General features: G+C 69.7%; 16 protein-coding genes. 11 read left to right on the forward strand and 5 right to left on the reverse strand.

Translation table 11 applies throughout. The features are described from left to right. The first annotated feature begins 215 nt into the window (after positions 1-215). Together ACEZDG_RS04335 and ACEZDG_RS04340 are read left to right on the forward strand one after the other, a co-directional pair. Complete coding sequence (locus ACEZDG_RS04335; RefSeq protein WP_380502463.1) at positions 216-1,424, forward strand: hypothetical protein; 1,209 nt, start codon at positions 216-218, stop codon at positions 1,422-1,424. Positions 1,425-1,605: 181 nt separating this feature from the next. Next, entirely contained in the window at positions 1,606-2,139 is a 534-nt protein-coding gene (locus tag ACEZDG_RS04340; RefSeq protein WP_380502465.1) for a hypothetical protein, read from the forward strand. A gap of 141 nt (positions 2,140-2,280) precedes the next feature. On the opposite strand, the gene ACEZDG_RS04345 is transcribed toward ACEZDG_RS04340, so the two are convergent. Both ACEZDG_RS04345 and ACEZDG_RS04350 read right to left on the reverse strand, forming a co-directional pair. Continuing rightward, complete coding sequence (locus ACEZDG_RS04345) at positions 2,281-4,656, reverse strand: ricin-type beta-trefoil lectin domain protein (RefSeq protein ID WP_380502468.1); 2,376 nt, start codon at positions 4,654-4,656, stop codon at positions 2,281-2,283. A 52-nt stretch (positions 4,657-4,708) separates the two neighbouring features. Next, entirely contained in the window at positions 4,709-7,324 is a 2,616-nt protein-coding gene (locus ACEZDG_RS04350) for a lectin (RefSeq protein WP_380502471.1), read from the reverse strand. 406 nt (positions 7,325-7,730) lie between these two features. Here ACEZDG_RS04350 and ACEZDG_RS04355 point away from each other — a divergent pair, with 406 nt between their 5' ends. After that, positions 7,731-9,176, forward strand: a complete 1,446-nt coding sequence (locus tag ACEZDG_RS04355) for a glycoside hydrolase family 76 protein (RefSeq protein WP_380502474.1) — start codon at positions 7,731-7,733, stop codon at positions 9,174-9,176. A 37-nt stretch (positions 9,177-9,213) separates the two neighbouring features. Here the strand turns inward: ACEZDG_RS04355 and ACEZDG_RS04360 are convergent, their stop codons facing one another. After that, complete coding sequence (locus ACEZDG_RS04360; protein WP_380502477.1) at positions 9,214-9,984, reverse strand: response regulator; 771 nt, start codon at positions 9,982-9,984, stop codon at positions 9,214-9,216. A gap of 122 nt (positions 9,985-10,106) precedes the next feature. On the opposite strand from ACEZDG_RS04360, the gene ACEZDG_RS04365 reads away from it, so the two are divergent. Further along, positions 10,107-11,741, forward strand: a complete 1,635-nt coding sequence (locus ACEZDG_RS04365; RefSeq protein ID WP_380502480.1) for an ATP-binding protein — start codon at positions 10,107-10,109, stop codon at positions 11,739-11,741. Positions 11,742-11,849: 108 nt separating this feature from the next. Here the strand turns inward: ACEZDG_RS04365 and ACEZDG_RS04370 are convergent, their stop codons facing one another. Then, positions 11,850-14,240 carry a preprotein translocase subunit SecA gene (locus ACEZDG_RS04370; protein WP_380502484.1) on the reverse strand — a complete coding sequence of 797 codons (2,391 nt, stop codon included), beginning with the start codon at positions 14,238-14,240 and terminating at the stop codon, positions 11,850-11,852. Between the two features lie 242 nt (positions 14,241-14,482). Between ACEZDG_RS04370 and ACEZDG_RS04375 the strand changes: the two genes are divergently transcribed. Genes ACEZDG_RS04375 through ACEZDG_RS04390 form a run of 4 tightly spaced genes read left to right on the forward strand, consistent with a single transcriptional unit; the run spans position 14,483 to position 17,455 of the window. Then, positions 14,483-15,301: an STAS domain-containing protein gene (locus ACEZDG_RS04375; RefSeq protein ID WP_449341728.1), complete on the forward strand. Its 819-nt coding sequence runs from the start codon at positions 14,483-14,485 to the stop codon at positions 15,299-15,301. Then, complete coding sequence (locus tag ACEZDG_RS04380; RefSeq protein ID WP_380502490.1) at positions 15,301-15,681, forward strand: STAS domain-containing protein; 381 nt, start codon at positions 15,301-15,303, stop codon at positions 15,679-15,681. The genes ACEZDG_RS04375 and ACEZDG_RS04380 overlap by 1 nt, the downstream gene beginning before the upstream one ends. Continuing rightward, positions 15,678-16,082: an anti-sigma regulatory factor gene (locus tag ACEZDG_RS04385; protein ID WP_380502493.1), complete on the forward strand. Its 405-nt coding sequence runs from the start codon at positions 15,678-15,680 to the stop codon at positions 16,080-16,082. The genes ACEZDG_RS04380 and ACEZDG_RS04385 overlap by 4 nt, the downstream gene beginning before the upstream one ends. Continuing rightward, on the forward strand, positions 16,079-17,455 hold the full coding sequence (locus tag ACEZDG_RS04390; protein ID WP_380503822.1) for a PP2C family protein-serine/threonine phosphatase: 1,377 nt from the start codon (positions 16,079-16,081) through the stop codon (positions 17,453-17,455). The genes ACEZDG_RS04385 and ACEZDG_RS04390 overlap by 4 nt, the downstream gene beginning before the upstream one ends. 38 nt (positions 17,456-17,493) lie before the next feature. Here ACEZDG_RS04390 and ACEZDG_RS04395 read toward each other — a convergent pair whose 3' ends face one another. Next, positions 17,494-17,844 carry an STAS domain-containing protein gene (locus ACEZDG_RS04395; RefSeq protein ID WP_380502496.1) on the reverse strand — a complete coding sequence of 117 codons (351 nt, stop codon included), beginning with the start codon at positions 17,842-17,844 and terminating at the stop codon, positions 17,494-17,496. A 238-nt stretch (positions 17,845-18,082) separates the two neighbouring features. Here ACEZDG_RS04395 and ACEZDG_RS04400 point away from each other — a divergent pair, with 238 nt between their 5' ends. From ACEZDG_RS04400 to ACEZDG_RS04410, 3 genes are all read left to right on the forward strand, one after another. Continuing rightward, entirely contained in the window at positions 18,083-18,487 is a 405-nt protein-coding gene (locus ACEZDG_RS04400; RefSeq protein ID WP_380502499.1) for an ATP-binding protein, read from the forward strand. A gap of 166 nt (positions 18,488-18,653) precedes the next feature. Continuing rightward, positions 18,654-19,070: an ATP-binding protein gene (locus ACEZDG_RS04405; protein ID WP_380502502.1), complete on the forward strand. Its 417-nt coding sequence runs from the start codon at positions 18,654-18,656 to the stop codon at positions 19,068-19,070. A 288-nt stretch (positions 19,071-19,358) separates the two neighbouring features. After that, complete coding sequence (locus ACEZDG_RS04410) at positions 19,359-21,824, forward strand: DUF7617 domain-containing protein (protein ID WP_380502505.1); 2,466 nt, start codon at positions 19,359-19,361, stop codon at positions 21,822-21,824. Positions 21,825-21,885: the final 61 nt, after the last annotated feature.

Here is a 21,885-nt window from a genome sequence, read left to right on the forward strand (position 1 = left end):
CGGTTCAACGATCAGCGGACCGGGCGTCACGGATACAGACGACTGCCCGCGATCCTGGAGCAGTTGCCACCGTAGGTGGAAACCTGTGCCACGCGGCAGCCAACCGGCCCTCCATCTGCGAGACTCAAACCCTCTTCCCATGGTCAACTGCCTTGGCATTGGCAGAACTTCAACGAAAGGCGCGCCAGATGCGACCAGGAGTGACACGTTCCTTAGTGGGCGCAGCGGTTACCGCGCTGCTGGTCCTGGGCCCAGCAGCGGCCTCGGCCCAGGGCGTGACGGCTGGCTCGACCGGATCCGCCACACCCGGCGGACCCTCGCAGGCACGTGCCTCCACGCCCGCTGACGCCGCGACCACCGTGCCGACCGGGGCGCACCCCGAGGCGACGGCCGGACCCACGGCCACGGCCGGGCCCGGGGAGGTCGACGCCGTGGCGTCGGTGGAGGTCACTGAGGGCACGGACACGCGGATCGCACCGGGGCGCGAGCTCTACGTGACCGGCGACGCCCGGCTGATCTCGGGGAGCCTTCCGGCGCTGGCGTTCACCATGACCCTGCCGCCCGGCCTCACCTATGTGCCGTCCACAGCCCGGGGCGATGAGTCCCTCACCTTCTGCACTCCCGCAGCCGGGGCCCGGTCCATCACCTGCCGGGCAGTTCCCCCGGCCGATGAATCCCAGTGGGAGCTGAAGCTGCGGGTGGGAGCAGGCGTTCCGGTCGGCACCAAGCTGCCCGTCACGGTCGCCGCAGACATCGGCACCGCGGTCGACGTCAACCCGCAGAACAACACCGCGACCTTGTCGCTGTCGGCGGACCCCGGCTCGGACTGGGGCATGAAGTGGACCGCCCCGAAGGAGAAGGTCGCCACCGGCGTCCCGGTCCGCACCGACCTGGTGATGACCAACTACGGCCCCGACGCCGAGACGCAGGCCGCCTACCTGCCGATCACCCCGGACCTCTTCCCCAACGGCTGGCACATCACGACCGAGGACCGACGTTGCTGGGCGGACGCGGGATACCTCTACTGTGAAATCGACAAGCCACTGGAACCCCGCACCAGCACCACCTTCACCCTCGTCTGGACGTTCGATGCCAACCTGGCGGGCAGGACCATGCAGATCCCGGCCCACTTGGGCTCGACGACCGTCCGGGACCCCAACCCGTCCAACGACGCATCCCTGCTCCGCATCGTGATCGCCGGACGTGCTGCGGGAACATCGGGCGGCACCGCCGGCGGGACCACGGGCGGGACGCCCACCATCGGTGCCGGCACAGGGGCCGGTACAGGCAGCGCCAGTGGCACCCTGGCACCCACCGGGTCCGACGCGGCTCCTCTCGCCGCCGTCGGCGCGGTGGTCCTCCTCCTCGGCGTACTGCTGCTGCGCAGGGCACGGCGGTCGACACCCGCACGGCACGACAGCTGAGCCCGGCCACCACTCCACCTTGAGCAACGCCTCGCCGAGCAGATCGCCCGACTCCCCGTCGGCGGCACCGACCCCCTTGACGTCGACCGCTGCCCTGACCAAGGTGGGTCTGCCTGCCGACACCGCGGTGTAGCGGCGCCCTGGGTGCAGGGACTGCGGCGTCGACCGCTTGAATACCGTCATGGACTCCCCCTTCTGGGCCGAACTGCCGGCCGCTGACCGTTCCGCTGTCGATGACCTGGTTCGCTCGGATCATCGACTCGCGGCGGTCAAGCGCCTGCGCGAGGCGTTCCCGGACGACTCCAGGCCGGGCCTGTACGAAGCGCTCGACGTGGTCGTGGAGCGCTACCGGGAGCTGGGACAGCGTTTCGAGCGCTACCCGACCCCGCCGCTGAGCCTGCAGACCCTGACGCAGAAAGTGGAAGCCCTGCCCGGTCGGCCGGCGGCCATCGAGGCACTCTGGGACGGCGACACCGACGGGTGGTACGTGTACCTGATGGCGCTGACGGACGACCCGGCTGCCGAACACCCGCTCGCGAGCATCCGGCACGGCAGCGACATGCGGCTGTTCAACGGCACGGTCCCTCCATGGCCCGAAGCACAGGAGGCAACGACGGTCGGCCGCGCCCTGGCCGAACACTTCACCGTACCGTTCCACTTCACCAGCCCTGACGAACCCGACCTCGACGCACCCCGCTGGAGGACCACTCTGTGATCACTCCGCCCCGCTCGACACCACGACGGCCGCACACGCGGCCCCCGCCCGGCCGGCGGCGCGGAATCCGGCGGCGCACGCGGGGCGGTTCGTGGGCCGCCGCCAGGCAGCGGCAGCCCACGAACCGTTTCTGCTCCGGAGTCAGGACGGCAGCGTCCAGTGCTGGTTCACGCCGCCGTCGCAGTCCCAGATGTCGACCTTCGTGCCGTTGGTGGTGCTGAATCCCGGGTCGTCGAGGCAGCGACCGCTGCTCGGATTGACCAGCCCGCCGTTCTGCACCTGCCACTGCTGGTTGGCCTGGCCGTTGCAGGTCCAGAGGCCGACCAGGGTGCCGTTGGCCGTCCCGGCGCCGGTCACGTCCAGGCAGAGGCCGTTGACCTGCAGCGTTCCATTCACGGGGGTCCACTGCGAGCCGGAGCTGCTGCAGTCCCAGATGACAGCCGCGGCACCCGCGGTGGAGGAGCCGGTGTAGTCGTCCAGGCACTTGCCGGCGATACCGGAAGTGATCTGGCCCTTGACGGGGGGCGGGGTCCCGGTGCCGGCGACGATCGACAGGTTGTCGAACTGGTCGGTCCGGTAGCCCTGGATGCCCAGGCCGGCCTGACCGGTCGCGAAGGACGTGTCGGTCACCGTACCGACGGTGTTGCCGTCCACCGAAGCGCTGATCTGCGAATCCTGGAACTTGAAGGACAGGTTGTGCCACTTGTTGGTACCCAGCGCCGTGGTGGTGCCGGTCGCCAGCGTGTGGTTGGACCCGTCGGTGAGCATCTTCTCGATCCACCACTGCCCGGTGTCCCTGATCCGGAAGTAGTAGGCGTTCATGTGCGACTGCGGACGCTGCTGGGTGTTGGCCCGGCCGATCAGCTCGGTGGTACCCGGGGCACTCAGCATGGCGTCCGCGCTGACGGTGTAGTTGAACCAGCTCGGGTCGCCCACCAGCGAGTAGGAGTCGGAGTCGTCCTGCCACTCGATGGGCTTGACCGGCGCCATCTGCTGCAGGCACTGGCCGGACCGGCCGGCCGTGCAGGGCTGGACCTCGTAGGAACCCTGCATGTCGGCGAAGTACTTCGCCTCCGTCCCGCTGGCGTCGTTGTCGAAGTTGTCGCTGTAGGGCAGTGCGAGCGAGTGCGCGGCCGGTGCGGTCGCGGTGCCCTTGCCCTGGCCGGTCGTGGTGGTGACCGTGTAGACGTAGCCCGGCTGCATGGTCAGCGAGTACGAGCCGTTGTTCGGGGTGATGTCCTGGCTGTGGACGAAGCTGGTCGCCACGCTCGGGTTGTTGACGTTGGTCGACCACACGTGCACGGTGCCCGTGGAGAGACCGCCCCTGACGGTGAAGTTGGCGGTCTGGGCCGCGCCGGCTGTGGTGGTCTCCAGGATCGTGGAGTAGTCGGAGCCGGTGTTCGACTTCACCGTGACATAGCTGCCGTTGGACTCGGATCCGCCGAGATAGCCGGAGGCGGAGTCGATGAACTTCCAGCCGGGCTGGGTGAACTGGGTGACCTGCGCGGTGGCCCAGGTGCTGGCACCGATGCTGTAGTTCCCGGACCAGGGAGAGCCGGCCGTGGCCAGACCCACCGTGGAGTACGGCAGGTTCGGGTAGATCGCGGCGATCAGCGGCCAGTTGAAGTAACTGGTCATCTTCGCGTCGATGTAGCCCCGGGTGATGGCCCGGATCAGGGCGGGAGCCCCGGTGTTCATGTCCTGCGAGCCGTTCTCGCTGTCCCACAGCGGCTTGCCGTTGGCCTGCGCGACGGCCGTACTGGAGCAGGAGTCCGCGTTGCCTCCGTCACCGCCGTTGCAGGAGTAGTGCGCCCCGATGATCGAGACTGCGTTGTTGAACGCGGAGTTCGACTTCATGTCGTCCGCCGTGCTCCAGCCGCTGTCGTCGGCCACGATCTGCACGCCGGAGTAGCCGGCCGCGTTCAGTGCGGAGCGCAGCTGGATGTACCAGTTGACGTCGTGGCCGCGCTCGTTCCAGCCACCCAGGTACTTGATGTTCAGGTTGTGCGACTTGGCGCAGCCGAGCCACGAGATCAGGTAGTTGATCGTGTCGGTGGACCAGAAGCCGTTGTTGATCCACCCAGGAGCGGCCCAGGCCAGGCCGTAGAACCCGATGTTGGGGTTGCGCTGCTGCGCCTGCTGGGCCAACCAGAACTCGTAGCCCGCATTGCAGTTGATCACACCGCGACTGTGCTCGATGGACGGTTCGGAGCCGTCCGTGGAGTTGGCGTCGCCGCCGATCTCCAGTTTCAGCAACTGCAGGTTCGCCCCGTAGCCGGGCTTGAACATGTAGTCCAGGATCTGGGACTGCTGGGCCGCCGGGTAGTCGGTCAGCAGACGGGAGTTGCCCCCGCCGCCGCTGATCGCCCCGATGCCGTCGAAGGTACGACCGCCCTGGCTGCCGTCCACGGAGATCGTGGTGGTGGAGGCTGCCTGGGCCGGGCTCACGCTCACCGCGAGCAGCGCGGCGAGCAGGGCGAGTATCCACAGGGGTACAAGCCTTTTGGTTTGGTGCATGGTTGACGCCTTCCGGGTGGGAGGTGGGTGACAGTGCGGTCTTCGGGTCGGGTCAGGTGTGGAGGGTCCATTGTTGGTTGGTGCCGTTGTTGCAGTCCCAGATCTCGAGTTGGGTGCCGTCGGTGGTGGAGGCGTTGGGGATGTCGAGGCAGCGTCCGGAGTTGGGGTTGACCAGGGCTTTGGTCGTGGTGTTGTAGGTCCATTTCTGGTTGGCGCCGCCGTTGCAGTCCCACAGGCCGATCAGGGTGCCGTTGGCGGTGCTGTTGGGGATGTCCAGGCATTTGCCGAGGATCTGCAGGCTGCCGTCGGCGGCCACCGTCACCTGCTGCGCTGCCGAGCCGTTGCACGACCAGGACTGGATCCTGTTGCCGTTGGTGGTGGAGGCGGTGTTGTCGTCGATGCACTTGCCCGCGATGCCCGACAGCACCGGACCCGTCGAACCCGAGGCCGGGCCGGGCGGCTTGGCGCCGCCGTCGCCGTTGTAGGACGGCGGCGCGGAGCTGGCCCCGGTTGCCCAGTTGGTGTCGGCGGCGGTGCCCAGGGTCAGGTTGAGTGTGCCGCCGTTGGTGGCGAAGGTCGCCGGCAGATAGGCGTTGTTCCAGGCGGCGCCGTTGAGCGTGGCGCTCTGGATGTAGGGGGCGTTGTCCGCGGCCTGAGGGGCGTTGACACTGATGGTGCTGCCGTTGCCCAGCGTGACTGTCACATTGGTGAACAGCGGGCTGCCCAGGGCCAGGTCGGAGGTGCCGGGGGTCTCCGGGTAGACGCCCATGGCCGACCAGACGTACCAGGCGCTCATCGTGCCGAGGTCGTCGTTGCCCACGCTCCAGTTGGCCGCGTTGTCCGGCCAGAGCTGGTCCTGGACCTGGCGGACGATCTTCTGGGTCTTCCAGGGCTGGCCGACGTAGTCGTACTCCCAGGGCAGTTCGATGGAAGGCTCGTTGCCGAGGTCGGCGTGCGAGCCGCCGGAGCCGTGGAAGTCGGACAGCACGCTGTCCAGATAGGCCGCCATCTTGGCGTTGCCGCCCATGGCGTCGGCGAGTCCGCGGATGTTGTGCGGGACCGCGCCGGTGTACTGCCAGGAGGTGCCCTCGACGAACTGGTCACTGCTGGTCGGATCGAATCCGGTGCGCCAGCTGCCGTTCGCCAGCTTGGGCTGCATGAACCCGGAGGAGGTGTTGAAGACGTTCTTCCAGTCCTGCGCGCGGTTGGCGAACTGCGACTGGGTGGTGGTGTCGCCCAGGGCGCCGGCGAAGGCGGAGGTGGCGAAGTCCTGCGCGCTGTACTCGAGCAGGGTGGCCACCGAGCCGTAGAAGTCCTTGGGGTAGGTGCCGTCGGACGGCAGGAACCCGTACTTCGTCTGCAGGTCCAAGCCCATGCGGATGGGGTTGGTGGTGGTGCCCTCCTTGATCATGTCCGCTTTGGCCGTGGCGGTGTCGAAGGCACGCGCGCCGAAGGCGTAGTAGTCGGCGAGGATCGCTGGACCCGGGTCGCCGTTCATCACCTGGGTCTCGGCGGAGTTGAGCGACCACTTGGGGAAGAAGCCGGCCTGCGCGTAGTCGTTGACCAGCGACTGCGCGCTGTCACTGGCCTGCTGCGGAGCTACCAGCGCCTCCAGTTGCGCCTGGGTGCGGTAGATGTCCCAGCCGGAGTACGTGCCGTACTGGGCCTTCTGCGCCCCGGAAACGGTATGCACCTGCTTGTCGAATCCGATGTACCTGCCGTCGGAGTCGCTGAGCAGGTTCGGGTGCAGCAGCGCGTGGTAGAGCGAGGTGTAGAACACCTTCTGCTGGTCGCTGGTGCCTCCGGTGACCGCGACCTTGCCCAGCACGCTGTTCCAGGCGTTGTGGGCCGCGGTGCGGGTGCCGTTGAAGTCCCAACCGGCGTTCTCGGCAACCCGGTTGGCCGTGGCCCCGGCGATCGAGACGTACGAAAGGCCCACCTTGGCCTGCACCACCTGGTTGGCGGTGGTGTTGAAGGTGATCGAGTCGCCGCCGGTGAAGCTGCCGGTGCCGGTGATGGGCTGGTCGAAGACCATGTCGAAGTACGCGGTGTAGGACGGTGCGGCCGCGCAGAACAGTCCGGCGTCCACCGATCCGCTCACCTCGGTGCTGCTGACTTTGGTGAAGTGGAGGTTGGTGGCCTTGTCGGCGTTCAGCTTGAACAGCAGGTTCGCCTGCGTGGTGGCAGGGAAGGTGAAGCGCGCCATCCCGGACCGGGCGGTGGTGGTCAGCTCGGTGGTGACGCCGTTGCCGAGCTTGACCGCGTACGAGCCCGCGCTGACGGTCTCATTGCTGTGCGAGAAGCTGTCGGTCGCGTTGCCGTCGATACCGCCAGTGGTGGGCAGCACCGGGATGTCGCCCATCGCTCCGCAGCCCGGTCCGGACAGGTGGTTGAGGCTGAAACCGGTGACAACGTTGTCAGAGTAGGCGTAGTCGCCCCCCGGTGGTCGGGACGGGGTGTCGGGGCTCCAGGACACCATCCCGAACGGCATGTCGGCGCCGGGAAAGGTGTTGCCCTGGTTCGAGGTCCCCAGCAGGGGGTTGACCAGGGAGGCCGGATCGGACACCGCGGCGGCGGTTGCCGCATGGGCGGATGTGGTGGATACGGCGGGTACGGCGAGTCCGAGGACCAGCAGACAGACCGTCAGGGGGAGGCGCCATCGGTTCATTTGCTCCAGCTCCAGGGTGCGGACGGCAGTGCCGTCGGGCCGAGGGGGATCCCGCACAGTGAAGAGGACGTGTGCAACAGCTGTCAACGAAACCGACCAGAATAGCCAACATGGGTGCACAGACATCAAACAATGCGCGTCGCAGATTCGCGGAAAGGGGGGCAATGAGGCGGTATGGTCAGTCAGTTGACGGCCCAGTGGTCCGACCATGTGCGCGGAGCATTGACGTGCAGGTTACCTCTGGCTAGCTTCGGAGAGCGCTCTCGCCCTCCGGCGATGAAGCACATCCAACATGTTCGAACATGCGAAGAGGGCTGACATGCGATCCCTCTGACAACGTTGCCATACCCCAATCACGCACCGCCGGCCGCGGGGTGACCGCGAACCACCGGAAACGGAGCAGATCATGAACATAGGCATCCTGAGGAAATGGGCCGCACGGGTGTCGGTCGCCGTGCTGGGGCTGGCACTGCTGGCCCCGAACGTCGGCAGCGCCCAGGCTGCCCAGACCCCGGCGGCCAGTAGCATCGCCGTCCTGATGCAGTCGTACAACGCGAACAGCGGCCGGATCGACGCCGGCGGCTGGTGGACCTCCGCAGTGTCGCTGAGCACGGTGATGACCTACCACCAGGCCACCGGCGACTCGCAGTACGACTACGCCATCTCCGGTGCGTACGCCAAGAACAGCAGCTTCACCAACGACTACATCGACGACACCGGCTGGTGGGCCCTGGTCTGGATCCAGGCCTACGACATCACCGGCAACACCGACTACCTGAACATGGCCAGGACGACCACCAACTACATGCACAACTACTGGGACTCCACCTGTGGCGGCGGCGTCTACTGGAGCACCGCCAAGCAGTACAAGGCCTCGATCGCCAACGAGCTCTTCCTTGCCGCGACCGCCGGCCTGCACAACCGCATCCCCGGCGACACCACCTACGGCGGCTGGGCGACCGCCGAATGGAACTGGTTCAAGAACTCGGGCCTCATCAGCGGCAACCTGGTCCGCGACGGTCTCAACGTTCCCACCTGCACATTCAGCACGGCGAACTACTCCTACAACCAGGGAGTGATCCTCCAAGGCCTGATCGAGCAGTCCCGGGCCACCGGCGACACCTCACTGCTGACCACCGCGAACTCCATCGCCGCCGCAGCGGTCGCCCGCTTCAACCACAACGGCGTGCTCTACGACGGCTGCGAGCCCAACTGCACGGGTGACGGATCGGCGTTCAAGGGCATCTTCGCCCGCTACCTGCGGGCCCTGGCCACCGCCACGGGGACCGCCCAGTACGACACGTTCCTCGCCACGACGGCCAACTCGATCCTGGCCACCGATACCAACAGCTCCGGACAGCAGGGCAACTCCTTCGTCGGTCCGTTCTCGCTGTGGACACCCACCACCCAGGCGAGCGCGGCCGAGGCCCTGGTCGCCGCCCTCGGCAGCACTACTGTGCCCAGCTCCACCGGTGTCCTGCGCGGACAGGAGTCATCGCGGTGCGTGGACGTCCCCAATGCGACCCAGACCAACGGCACCCAGGTCGCACTGTGGGACTGCAACGGCGGCGCCAACCAGTCCTGGACGTCCGACGCGTCCGGGCGCCTGACCGTCTACGGCAACAAGTGCCTGGACGTCCGCTCGGCGGGGACCGCGGACGGCACCCCGGTGCAGATCTACGACTGCAACGGCACCGGCGCACAGCTGTGGACTCTTCGTTCTGACGGTACCGTCGTCAACACCGGCTCCGGGAAGTGCCTGGATGCCACGGGCCACGGCACCGCCAACGGCACCCTGCTGGAGATCTGGACCTGCAACGGGGGAACCAACCAGAAATGGGGCAGGTCTTGAGCCGCATCGTCCGCGGACAGGGCAGCCCGAGGATGCCTCAGGGGCGGGGCGGGGTGGCGGTGTCGAGGAAGAACGCGTCGATGCTCTGGACGGCCTGGATGAAGTCGTCCAGGTTGACGGGCTTGGTCACGTAGGCGTTGGCGTGCTCCTGGTAGGCGCGGGTGACGTCGTCGGGGGCGGCGGAGGTGGTCAGGACGACGACCGGGACGGTGGACAGGGCCTCGTCGTTCTTCAGGACGGTGAGCAGTTCGCGGCCGTTCATCCGGGGCATGTTCAGGTCCAGCACCATCAGGTCGGGCCGGGTGTTGGCCGGGTCGCGCAGATGGGCGAGGGCGGCGATGCCGTCGCCCGCCCGCTGAATGGTGCGCGCCACACCGTGGTCGAGCAGTGCCTCCTCGATGAGCATGGCGTCGGCGTCGTCGTCCTCGACCAGCAGAACGGTGTAGGAGCGCAGGGGGGTGCTCATTTCGGGGTCTCCTGGTGTGGGGGTGGGTCGGGGACGGGCGAAGACCAGGCCCGGCCAGCGCTTGCGGGCTCCCTGGCGGGTGATGTTCCAGGCTTCCCCGAGCTGGGCGTAGTTGGCCCCGGCGGCGGCGGCCTCCTGGGCGGCCAGGCGAATCTGGACGTCCAGCGCGGCTTGGACCTGCCGCAGCGAGGCCAGGCGCGCCAACGGCCCGTCTGCCGGTGTACCGGTGTGCTCGGGCAGAGCCAGCAGCAGATCGCGCACCAGGGCCTCCAGACCGGGGAGGGTGCGCTCGAGCAGTCCCGCCCCGGCGTCGGGACGCTGATGCGTGCTGGGAGTGGCCATGTACACACCCTACCCCTGCGACAACCATGGTTGTCGCACTCGGGTAGGCTTTCGCCGCCCCGGACACGGAACCGGGCACCCCCGACTCGTGGCGCGCGCCACAGGACGCCCTGGAGGACGCCGTGCCCGTACCCGAGCAGGCCGCCGAGCCGCGACCAACCGCAGGCGAGGCCGCGTACTCCACCGGGCCGGCCCGCTCGGGGCCGCTGGGCCAGGGCCGGTGGAGCACGCGGCAGTGGCTGACCGCCGGGGTCTCCGCGGCCCTGGTGGTCCTGGTCGTGCTGTCGGGCCTGGCGGTGGCGTTCTTCCGGCACTCGGCCGCGGTCAGCAACCAGCTCGTGGACCGCAGCAGTCCGGCGCTGATCCAGGCCGTGCGCCTGGAGGCGGCCCTGGTCAACCAGGAGACCGGAACCCGCGGCTACGCCCTGACCGGGCAGGCCGAATTCCTGGAGCCCTACACCCAGGGGCTGTCCCAGCAGGCCGCCGCCACCACCGCCCTGCACGCCCTGACCACGGGAGACCGCACCGACGCGGCAGACCTGGACCTGGTGCTGGCCCGCGCCGCCCGCTGGCAGCGCGACACCGCCCGCCCCATCGCCGCCCGACCCCCCGGCACCCCCGTGCCTTCCGGGCTGGCCGGAGCCGAGCAGGGCAAAGCGGAATTCGACTCCCTGCGCGCCGCGCTGACCACCCAGCAGACCCACCTCCAACAGGCCCGCAACGCCTCCCGCGCCGACCTGACGACGGCACGCCGTTTGCGGAACTGGCTCTTCTCCACCATCGCCGCCGTCATCATCGCCCTGGCGGTGCTGGTCTTCGTCGGCCTGCGCCGCGGCGTCAACGCACCCCTGGAACGCCTCACCGCCCAGGTACGGACCGTGGCCGGCGGCGACTTCACCCACCCCATCACCGCCAGCGGACCGGCCGACCTGCGCCGCCTGGCCCAGGACGTGGAGGCCATGCGCGAACGCCTGGCCCACGAACTCGCCACCTCGCAGACCGCCCGCGACGCCGTGGACGCCTACGCCGCCGACCTCGCCCGCTCCAACGCCGAACTCGAGCAGTTCGCCTACGTCGCCTCCCACGACCTGCAGGAGCCCCTGCGCAAAGTCGCCTCCTTCTGCCAACTGCTGCAGCGCCGCTACGCCGCCCAACTGGACGAGCGCGCCGACCAGTACATCTCCTACGCCGTCGACGGCGCCAACCGCATGCAGACCCTGATCAACGACCTCCTCGCCTTCTCACGGGTCGGCCGCGTCCACGACCAGTACGCCCCGGTCGACCTGGAACAGGTCTGGGACCAGACCCTCGACGCCCTGAGCGTGAGCACCACCGAGACCGGCACCGAACTCCGGCACGACCCACTCCCCCAGGTCTCCGGCGACCGAACCCAGCTCGGGCTGCTCCTGCAGAACCTCATCAGCAACGCCGTCAAATTCCGCGCCCCCGACCGGGCACCGCGCATCCGCCTGACGGTCGAACCCGACGGGGCGATGTGGCGGTTCGCGTTCACCGACAACGGCATCGGCATCGACCCCGAATTCGCCGACCGCGTCTTCATCATCTTCCAACGCCTGCACACCCGCGACGCCTACCCCGGCAACGGCATCGGCCTGGCCATGTGCAAGAAGATCGTCGAATTCCACGGCGGCACCATCACCGTCGACCCCCACCACACCGACGGCACCCGCATCCTGTTCACCCTCCCCCAGACCCCGCCCCCACCTCACACCCCGGCCCAGGCAGAGGAGTCATGATCCGGGCCGCGCGGGACCGGCCGCGAGCGTGCCGCAGGTCATCACTTGTTACGGTACGTGCGCGTAGCGTCTACGATCCGTAGTCCAGCTGGAGCGCTACTCACGAGGTCAGGGTCGCGGGGTGTCGTCGCGTTCGACGATCACCTCCTGGTGGAAGGCGTGGTGGACGCTCTCGCGTTCGATCAGCCCCGGCAGTGTCGCGAAGCGGCGGGCCGCCTCGTTCCGGAAGTGGGCGAGGGGGTCGCCGCCGGTGAGTGTGCTGAGGTTGGTGTCGGCCATGAGGTCTTCGGAGGCGTCCAGGTACTCGCCCCAGATCTTGTTGTATGCCCAAAGAATGCAGCGGTGCTCGAACACCCGCATGACTTCCGGGCTGAGTTCGGCCTCGCGCTCGTCATAGGCCCGCTGGGCGTCCGCCTGAAGGCGCGTGAGGAGACCGTCGTACCGCAGGTCGTCCAGTTCCGTGGGAGTGAGGCTGATCGGGTAGATGTCGGCCAGCGCGCGGTGCAGCCGCAGGGAGTCCCCACCGGCTGCCGGGTACGCGGCGGTCTCCCGGGCCACGACCCCGTCGACAGCGGCTCGCATCCATGCGGAGTGATCACGTACGTCGAAGACCGCCTTGCGCTGACGGTAGATCTGGTCGCACTGCTCTCCGAGGACATCGTCATAACGCACCTTCGAGCACAGTCTCTCCACGTCCTGCTCGGTGCGACCGTTGAGCGCACGCTCGAACGCATAGGCCACCGCGCGCGTGGTGTCGCTCGGGTCAAGGGCGAACTTCGCCAGCGCCCACTGGTTCTTGTGGCCGAACAACCGGTCCAGCGATTCGTCCTCCAGCGAGGTGAAGACGGCGGATCCGCCCGGATCGCCCCTGCGCCCCGCCCTGCCACGCATCTGCAGCTCATCGCGCCTGGCCCCGAAGACGTCCAGGGCGAGGACATGGAGGCCGCCACTGCGGACGACCGCCTCGCGCTCGGCCGGGTCCCCGCCGCCGAGCGGGATGTCGACGCCGCGTCCGACCATCCGCGTCACCACGGTGACCGCTCCGGCCCGTCCGGCCTTCGCGATGACGTCCGCCTCCTCGGCGTGGTTCTTCGCGCTCAGGGACCGGTGCGCGACGCCCTTGGCGGTCAGCGCCGCCGAGACCTCCTCGGTCTGCGCGATCGACACGGTCCCGAGCAGCACGGGCTGCCCCGCCGCGCTGCGCACGGCCGTCTCGTCGATTGCGGCGCTGAGCCTGGCCGATGCCGTCGGGTAGACACGCGGTGGCTGGTCGACCCGCCGCAGCGGACGCCCGAGCGGTATGCGCACCACTTCCAGCCCGTAGATGTCCTGGTAGGCCCGTGTCTCGGTGGCGACGCCGCCGATCGCGCTGAGCCGCTGGTAGCCGCGCAGGAAGCGGTGCATGGTGACCTCGCCGAGGTAATGGCCGTCGGCAGGCACGACCACCCCCTCCTTCGCCGCGATCGCCTGCGTCAGTCCGCCCGGGAAGGAGCCACGGGTCATCGGGCGGCCGGTGCGCCTGGTGATGACCTCGATCGCGCCGGTGTCGGTGACCAGGTAGTCACGGTCACGCCGGTAGACCTCTTTGGCCTTCAGCACGGCGTCGAGCACCCGCAGCAGCTGGGCGTCAGCCGTCCGGTAGAGGTCGCCCACACCGAGCAGATCCTCGACCCGCTCGGTGCCGGCGTCGGTCAGCACCACGGTGCGGCGGTCCGTGTCCACGGTGTAGTGCCGACCGGAGCGGAGGCGCCCGACCAGCGTCGTCAGGCTTCCGTACAGCGGATCGGGCTTGCGGCCGCTCCGGCGGATCATCGGATTCTCGCGGGCCTCATCGATCAGGATCAGATCGCCCTCATCGACGATCGCCAGACGGCGGCCTCGCTGCACGACCCCGTCAGGGTCCCAGGCGCGATTGTCGCGCAGGTAGTCGTAGGCCATCTCCGACGGCGTCCCGTAGGTGACGTCAGCGGCGTAGGCAGCGCGCCTGGACCGCGGGGTTGATTCCTTCGCACCACCGCTCACGATCAGCCCGCAGGCCAACCCCAGCGCGCGATAGAGCGGCCCCATCGCGGTCGCGTCCCGCTCGGCGAGGTAGTCGTTGGCGGTCATCACGTGCACGCCCTCACCGGTCAGCGCTCCCAGGTAGGCCGACAGCACGACAGCAAGGGTCTTCCCCTCGCCGGTACGCATCTCCACCATCGCGCCGAACTGCAGCGCCGCACCACCGAGGACCTGTGCGTCGTCCAGGCGCTGCCCGAGGACGCGACGGGCACCCTCACGCACCAGGGCCGCCGCCTCGGGCAGCAGCACCGACAGGTCGGTCCCGGCCGTGTGACGTCGTCGCAGCTCGTCCGAGAAATCCCGCAGCCCCTCGTCCGAGCGGGCCTGCATGGCGTCCTCCAGCGCGTTCGCCGCGTGCAACACCTCCGAGCAGCGCTTGAACGTCCGACCCTCACGGCTCCCGCCGCCCCGACGCCACCAGCCCTCTGCAGCCATCATTCCCCCCTCACCCAGAACCCTGACCGTCAAGGTAGTAGGTCAAGCCCAGCGCCGTGCACTCATCCCTACCCTCGTCCGGCTCCCCCGCATCCGGCCCGGGCGAGGGTGAATCGGCGAACGGCGGGTACGGGCGCATGCATCAGCGCGAGGAGGGTGTCATAGGATTTCTCGGATGTCTGACCACCTGGGTGAAGGATGTGCGTGCTGTGGCGGTTGTGGGAACGACTGACCGTCTCGTGCGGTTGCTGTCGGTCAGCGAGGAGGAGCTGGCCTCGGCCTGGGTGGCCGAGGTCTCGTCCACCCTGGGCGGCCGGGTCAGCAGGGTGGAGGTCGAGCGCGACCTGCGAGAGCTCTACGCCGCCCTCCTCGCGGCTCTCGGCCAGGACGGCCCGGACGCGCACGGTGAAGGGTTCAGTGAGGTCCGGGCGCTGCTGACGGAGCTCTCCCGCGCCCGGGCGCGGCAGGGCTTCAGCCCCACCGAGACCGCGATCAGTGTGTTCGCACTCAAGAAGGTCCTGGAGCCGGCGCTGGCCGGCGGCGAGGCCCAGGACCTGCGGGCCTACCTGGAACTGTCCGGGCTGCTGGACGCGCTCGGCCTGTTCACCGTCGAGGTCTACACCCGCACCCGCGAAGAGCTGATCGGCGCCCAGGCCGAGCAACTGCTGGAGCTGTCCACCCCGGTGGTCAAGCTCTGGGACGGGATCGTCGGGGTTCCGCTGGTCGGCACCCTGGACTCGGCGCGCACCATGGTGGTGATGGAGAAGCTGCTGCAGACGCTGGTCGAAACCGGTTCCGAGCAGGCCGTCATCGACATCACCGGCGTGCCCGCCGTGGACACCGAGGTCGCCCAGCACCTGCTGAAGACCGTGGTCGCAGCGCGCCTGATGGGTGCCGAATGCACCATTTCCGGCATCCGCCCGCAGATCGCGCAGACCATCGTGGCGCTGGGCATCGACTTCGGCGAGATCGTCACCAAGGCGACCCTGGCCGACGCCCTGCGCCACGCCCTGCGCCGTTCGGGCACCACCTTGACCACCGCCCCGGTCGCGGGGCAGAACTGATGAGCGAGCGAGTACCGGTCCTGCGGATCGGCCAGGTCCTGCTGGTCTCGATCCAGACCGACCTGGACGACCAGGCCGTGCTGAACCTGCAGGACGACCTCGCCGCCCAGGTGGTCGAGACCGGAGCGCACGGGGTGGTCATCGACATCACCGCGGTCGAGATCGTGGACTCCTTCGTCGGCCGGATGCTGGCCACCATCGCCTCCATCACCCGCATGCTCGACGCGAACACCGTCGTGGTGGGCATGCGCCCCGCGGTCGCCATCACCCTGGTCGAGCTGGGCCTGTCCTTGGGCGGCGTGCGCACCGCCCTGACCCTGGAGAAGGGCCTGCACATGCTGAGCCGCGACGTTCACGCGCCCCGGTCCGCGCTCTCGTGAGCGACCCCGCGGCGGTGGTGGAGATCACCGCGAACGACGGCGTGGTCCAGGCCCGCCAGAAGGTGCGCGCCCTGGCCCAGGAGTGCCGGCTCTCCCTGGTGGATCAGACGAAACTGATCACCGCCGCCAGCGAACTGGCCCGCAACACCCTGGTCTACGGCGGCGGCGGGACGATGACCGCCACCGTGGTGACGCAGGGTGCCCGACGCGGAGTACGCGCGGTCTTCGCCGACCAGGGCCCCGGGATCCCCGACATCGACCTGGCCCTGACCGACGGCTGGACCTCGGGCACCGGGATGGGACTGGGCCTGTCGGGCTCCCGCCGCCTGGTCGACGACTTCGTCCTGGACAGCGCCCCCGGCCGGGGCACCACCGTCACCATCACCAAGTGGACCAGATGACCCCCACCACGGACCCGAGCCGCGACGCCGAGGACGGACGACCGCAGCCCCCGAATCACAGCGAGTCGCTGCTGGCCCTGGACATCCGCTCCGAACGGGACGTCTTCGCCCTGCGCAGCCAGGCCAAGGCCGCCGCCGCGGCCGCCGGGCTGGACGCGCGGGACCAGGTACGCCTGGCTGCCGCACTCAGCGAACTGGGCCGCGACCTGCTGCGACCGGCCCCGATGACCACCACCTTCGCCCTGGACCGCGACAGCGCCCCCGCCCTGCGGGTCGACATCACCTGGAACGACGAACGGGTCCCTGAACCGGAGTCCCTGGCCGCTGTCACCCGCCTGCTTCCCGGCACCCGCTACCAGCCGGCCCCGATCGGCCGGGCCGGCGCCCAGCTGAAGATCAGCTGCCGGCTGCCCGGCTGGCCGAGCGGCGGCGCGGACGCGATCCGCACCGCCCTGCTGGCCGAGGATTCCGGCACCAGCGCGATCCAGGACCTGCAGGCCCAGACCCGGGACCTGATCGCGGCCCTGGAGGAGTCCCACGCCCAACGCGACCAGCTCGAAGCCCTCAACCGGGAGCTGCAGGAGACCAACGAGGGCGTCATCGCCATGTACACCGAGCTCAGCGCCGAACTCGAGGAGACCAACCGCGGCGTGGTGGCCCTCTACGGCGAGGAGCACACACTCGCCCTGACCCTGCAGCGCACCTTCCTGCCCGCGAGCCTGCCCTCCACCCCGGGCGTGGAACTGGCCGTCAGATACCTGGCCTCCACCTCCCAGGCGGAGATCGGCGGTGACTTCTACGAAGCCGTCCACACCGCCGGCGGCCTGCTCCTGGCGGTCGGCGACGTCGTCGGCCACTCCCTGCAGGCCGCCGTCGTCATGGGCGAACTGCGCCACGCCCTGCGCGCCTACGCGGCCGAGGACAGCCCCCCGCACGTGCTGCTGGAGAAGCTGGACCGCCTCCTGGCCCAGCACCAACCGGGCTGGACGGCCACCGTCTGCATCGTCCTGGTCGACCAGGGCACCGGAACGATTCAGGTCGCCAACGCGGGACACCTGCCGCCCCTGCTCATCGACGCGGACGGCCACGCCACCTACCTGCGCGAGCACGGCCCCCTGCTGGGCATGACCCTGCCGCAGCGCCCGGCGACCACCTATCCCCTGATCCCCGGCAGCCGCCTGCTGATGGTCACCGACGGCCTCATCGAGACCCGCACCAGCGACCTCTCCGAGCGCCTCGACGCCCTGCGCCGCAGTGCCGCCGCCGGCCCCGGCGAACCCGAAGCCCTCTGCGACTCGCTGCTGGAGACCTTCGGCAGCCCGCAGGACGACGACATCATCGTCTTCGCCGCCAGGTTCGACCCGCAGCCGTAGAAGCACGTCGTGGTCGACATCGCCGACATCCGCCGGGCTCAGGCCGGCGGAGCATCCAGCGCGGCAGCGACGGATGGGTGGGTGGGGATGACCGCGTCGACCCCGGTCATCTCCAGCACTCCCTGGACCCGGGGCGTGACGGCGGCAAGGACCAGCGAGCCCTGCTGCTCACGCACCCGAGCCAGGGTGCGGATGAGGGCGTTGATGCCGGAGGAGTCGCAGAAGCCGACTGCGGCCATGTCCAGGACCAGGTGGCGCGCTCCGTCCTGGACCAGATCGGCCAGGGCCTGCTCAAGCAGACCCGTGGTGTCGTAGTCCATCGCGCCACTGACCTGGGCCACAGCCCGCGCGCCGTCGCGCTGAACAGTGAGGGACAGTTCTGCAGTCATCGGGGGAGCGCTCCCACAGGTCAGTTCAAACGGGGCTGGTCGGCGTCGGCCGCATCCGGTCGGCACGCTGCCCCAAGGATTCCGGATGACCGGCCCGGGAGCCAGTGGGCTGACCGGCCAGTAGGGACGCGTTCCGGCCACCATAGTCGCTCCCGTGTTCGAGAATCGAAGCGGGTTCACAGGGCAGACGAACGAACCGGCAACCATACGACGGCGACTGATCAACGGGGCACCAGCAATGGACCAGCATCCCCCACCTGTCCACACCACCCTCCGCCTGGACGGCACAGCGGGCAGTACCACCGCGGCGCGCCTGCACACCGAGGAGTTCCTGGCCCGACTGCGTCCCTCCCTGCCTCCGCTCACCACCCAGGACGCCGTCCTGGCCGTCAGCGAACTGGTGGCCAACGCGGTCCGCCACGCACCGGGCCCCTGCGCCCTGGACCTGCTGCACCACGGCCACCTCCTGGTGATCGCCGTCACCGACACCAGCGCCGTCGTACCCGCCACCCGGGAACCCGACCTGGTCAATGGGACCGGCGGCTTCGGGATGCACCTGCTGGCACGTCTGGCCGCCGAAACAACGGTGCGCGCACAGAGCGACGGCAAGACCATCACCGTCACCCTCCACATCCCCGCCTGACGGGGCGGGGCGGGCCGCCGACCGGACAGCTTGTAAGGTCACAAGCCTGGTTCCCCTCCACGAACGGGAACCGGATCCGCGGTGCTGCTGTCCCCATCCGGGGGTGTACCGCCCCGCCCCGGACACCAGAGCCCGGGGCCCACACCCCGGCACCGACAGGGAGCCCATGAGCGGCACCACGGCAGACCACTCCCACGGCGACCGCCTGGACCTCACAGCCGCCGCCGGCGCCGTAGGACGGGGGCGTGACTTCGCCGAGCAGATCCTGCTGCGCCTCGGCTGGCTGCCGACCGGTGAACCCACCGCCCGAAGGACCGCCGACGACGTCCTGCTGCTGGTCTCGGAGCTGGTGACCAACGCCTGCCGCCACGGCGCCGCCCCCTACCGCCTGCTCCTGCGCGCCACTGGGGACGGACTGCGGATCGAGATGACCGACGCAGGCAGCCACCTGCCCGTCGTGGGCCCGGACCAGCCGGCGGTCCCCGGCGGGTTCGGCATGCGCCTGATCGCCGCCCTCGCCGACACCTGGGGCGTCATCGAACACCCGCACGGCAAAACCGTCTGGCTCGAAGTCACCCGCTGAAACCGGGAAAGACGGTGGCCTCACACGGCCAATTCCGGGCAGTTATTGGCACAAATAGGAAAGTGAACGAACGATTCAATTCAACGCCCCTCGCCTTTCGCCCGCACCAGTGACGAGCGGTTCCTTTCTCCCTACCGTGTTCTGCGGGGAGGGCACTCCACGGTGCCCGCTTCCCTCCCGACGAAGGTGGGGACACACATGCACCGACGCTTACGATTTCCTTCCTCCGCCGTACCGCGACGGCCGCTCGCCCGAAGAGCGGCCGTCGCCGCGTCCGCGGCACTGTTCGTGATAGCCGCCGGATCGCTGCAACCCGTCCTGGCCGCCGGCGCTCCCGCCGGCACGACGACGTCCGCCGCCGGCTCCACGCTGCTGAAGACCGCGCAGAACGCCACCAGCCCCGGCCAGTTCCCGGTCCAGCACGGCGATACCGTCAACTGGGCGGTCGGCTACCACAATTCGTCCACCGCCGATCCGACCCCGGTGACCGTCACCGACCCGATCACCGGCGCGGGAGCCGCGCAGACCTACGTGCCCGGTTCGCTGCGCGTGCCGCCCGGTTGGACGCCCGCCTGGTCCACCGACGGCAGCAGCTTCACCGGTGCCGACCAGGGCGCCGCGACCACCGCCGTCCGGGCCACCGGGCCGGCCACGACCGGGGCCGGCACCGCCGTGAGCAGCGACCTGCTGCCGCCGGTGCAGGCCGCCACCCGCGCCACCGGCGGCGACGGCTTCACCCCGATCCTCTACCGGACCGCGTCCGGTGACGTCGAGGCCTGGAACATCTACCACCACACCGGCCCCGCGAACCCGATCGTGGTCTGCAACGACCTGTCCTCGGGCCAGCCGTGCCCCGGCGGCCCCTGGCCGCGCCCGCTCAACACCGCGCCGGGCCCGCTCGGCACCGGCAACACCGGGAACATCTACACGCCGCTGTCCCCGCAGTACGTCCTGGACCCGGGCCGACCCGGCGTCGTCTACTACCCGGCGACGACCGCCACCGCCGTCGGCGCGGGCTGCCTGGACATGGGCACCCGCGCCAACTGCGGCTTCGTCCCCCTGGAAACCAGCGGGGCCGGCCCCTCCAGCGCCAACGGCCTCGCGGGGCTGGTCGGCTACGACGGCAAGGCGTACGGGACCGCGAGCACCGGGCAGGTACTGTGCCTGGAAATCGCCAGCCAGGCACCCTGTCCGGGACAGCCGTTCGCCGCGATCGTGCCGCCCAACCACGACCTGCCGGGCCACACCTACGCCCTCTACCAGGGCGGTATGACGGTCGCCGACGGACGCGTCTACGCCTCCTCCTCTCCGACCACCTCCGGATCGTCAGCAGCGGGCGCCACCGCGCTCGGCTGCTTCGACCCGGCCACCGGTGCGGTCTGCGCCGGCTGGACCACACCGCACCCGGCCGGCCCGAACGCCGGCGCGTACACCTACGGCGCGTTCACCTCGTTCGACACGGCCGGCCATCCGAACGGCGTGTGCACCACCAACGCCACCGGCGGCGCACCCTCCACCAGCTGCTACACACTGGACGGCGGCGCCCTGGCCGCGCCCGCCACCGGACTCGACGCGCTGCCGGCCGGCGCCCTGGTGTTCGCCCCCGAGGTCGTCGACTCCGGCGGCGACAACCGCAGCTACTTCGGTGTATGGGGCGGGCCGCTGCCCGGCGACACCGTCTGCTACAGCTGGACGCACGCCGAGCCCTGCGCCGGCTTCCCCGCGGTGGCGGGCCACCCCACCGTCAGCAACGGCGCCACCCGCGACTACGGCTACGCCTACGACTCCACAACCCGCTGCCTGATCGGCCTGGGCGATGCCGGAGTGCTGTTCTCCCTGGACCCGGCGACCGGCGCCTCGCCGTGCCTGCACAGTGGTGCCGCGGTCACCCTCAAACCCACGAACTTCTACTGCGACGGCGGCACCGGTCACGTCGCCGGGTACACCGAGGCCCGGCTGACCGGCCTGGACCTCGGACACACCGATCCCACCGGTACGACCGTCTCGGTCACCGACCCCGGCGGCACCGTACTCGCCACCCCGCCGCTCTCCCCGACCGGCACGGTCGACCTGTCCGGCATCTCGGCCGCCGACCATCCCTCGATCACCGTGACCGTGCAGCTGAGCCTGACCGGCACCAGCGACTTCACCGCCACCAACCATCCCGCGCTGACCGCCTCCTTCCAGGGCGACGACCCGCAGGTCTGCCTGCGCACCGTCGTCACCGCGAACTGCGCGACCACCCACGTCGACGACACCGCCACCGGCACCGACGGCACCGGCGCGCTGACCTCCAACCCCGTCTCCGTCGCTGTCGCCCCCGGCGCGCAGTGCCACCCGGACATCACCGTCAACAAGGAGATCTGCACGGTCGCCTCGCCGCACGCCTGCGGTCCCGGCGGCGCGGGTCCATGGGCCAAGTCCAGCCCCGTCGGTCTGCTGCAGCTGCTCGGCACGGCCTACTGGCGGATCACCCTCACCAACACCGGGCCGGTGGACGCCTCCGGCGTCACCGTCAACGACGCGGTCACCACCGCCTGTTCACGGGCGGCCGGCACCTTCACGCTGGCGGCGGGTGCGAGCAGGCAGGTCTACTGCAGCTCCTTCCTGCTGGCGCTGCCGGTGAAGAACACCGCCACCGCCACCTACTACCCGGCCGGTGCCCCGAGCGGCACCCCGTCGACCACCTCTCCCCCGTCCTCCGCGGTGGCCTGCTCCCTGCTGTGCATCCTGGCCGCCCCCGACCCGTCCTGACCGCGCCCTGACCTCATGACACCCGGGGCCGGCCTCCGCGCGGACAGCCGGAGGCCGGCCC

The sequence above is a fragment of the Streptacidiphilus alkalitolerans genome (assembly GCF_042511045.1).
Classification (GTDB): Bacteria; Actinomycetota; Actinomycetes; order Streptomycetales; family Streptomycetaceae; genus Streptacidiphilus; species Streptacidiphilus alkalitolerans.

What these genes read in the sequence shown, in the direction of transcription:
- ACEZDG_RS04340 (WP_380502465.1), top strand. Translation starts at nt 1,606, where the DNA reads ATGGACTCCCCCTTCTGGGCCGAACTGCCGGCCGCTGACCGTTCCGCT.
- ACEZDG_RS04345 (WP_380502468.1), bottom strand. Translation starts at nt 4,656, where the DNA reads ATGCACCAAACCAAAAGGCTTGTACCCCTGTGGATACTCGCCCTGCTC.
- ACEZDG_RS04350 (WP_380502471.1), bottom strand. Translation starts at nt 7,324, where the DNA reads ATGAACCGATGGCGCCTCCCCCTGACGGTCTGTCTGCTGGTCCTCGGA.
- ACEZDG_RS04355 (WP_380502474.1), top strand. Translation starts at nt 7,731, where the DNA reads ATGAACATAGGCATCCTGAGGAAATGGGCCGCACGGGTGTCGGTCGCC.
- ACEZDG_RS04360 (WP_380502477.1), bottom strand. Translation starts at nt 9,984, where the DNA reads ATGGCCACTCCCAGCACGCATCAGCGTCCCGACGCCGGGGCGGGACTG.
- ACEZDG_RS04370 (WP_380502484.1), bottom strand. Translation starts at nt 14,240, where the DNA reads ATGATGGCTGCAGAGGGCTGGTGGCGTCGGGGCGGCGGGAGCCGTGAG.
- ACEZDG_RS04380 (WP_380502490.1), top strand. Translation starts at nt 15,301, where the DNA reads ATGAGCGAGCGAGTACCGGTCCTGCGGATCGGCCAGGTCCTGCTGGTC.
- ACEZDG_RS04390 (WP_380503822.1), top strand. Translation starts at nt 16,079, where the DNA reads ATGACCCCCACCACGGACCCGAGCCGCGACGCCGAGGACGGACGACCG.
- ACEZDG_RS04395 (WP_380502496.1), bottom strand. Translation starts at nt 17,844, where the DNA reads ATGACTGCAGAACTGTCCCTCACTGTTCAGCGCGACGGCGCGCGGGCT.
- ACEZDG_RS04400 (WP_380502499.1), top strand. Translation starts at nt 18,083, where the DNA reads ATGGACCAGCATCCCCCACCTGTCCACACCACCCTCCGCCTGGACGGC.
- ACEZDG_RS04405 (WP_380502502.1), top strand. Translation starts at nt 18,654, where the DNA reads ATGAGCGGCACCACGGCAGACCACTCCCACGGCGACCGCCTGGACCTC.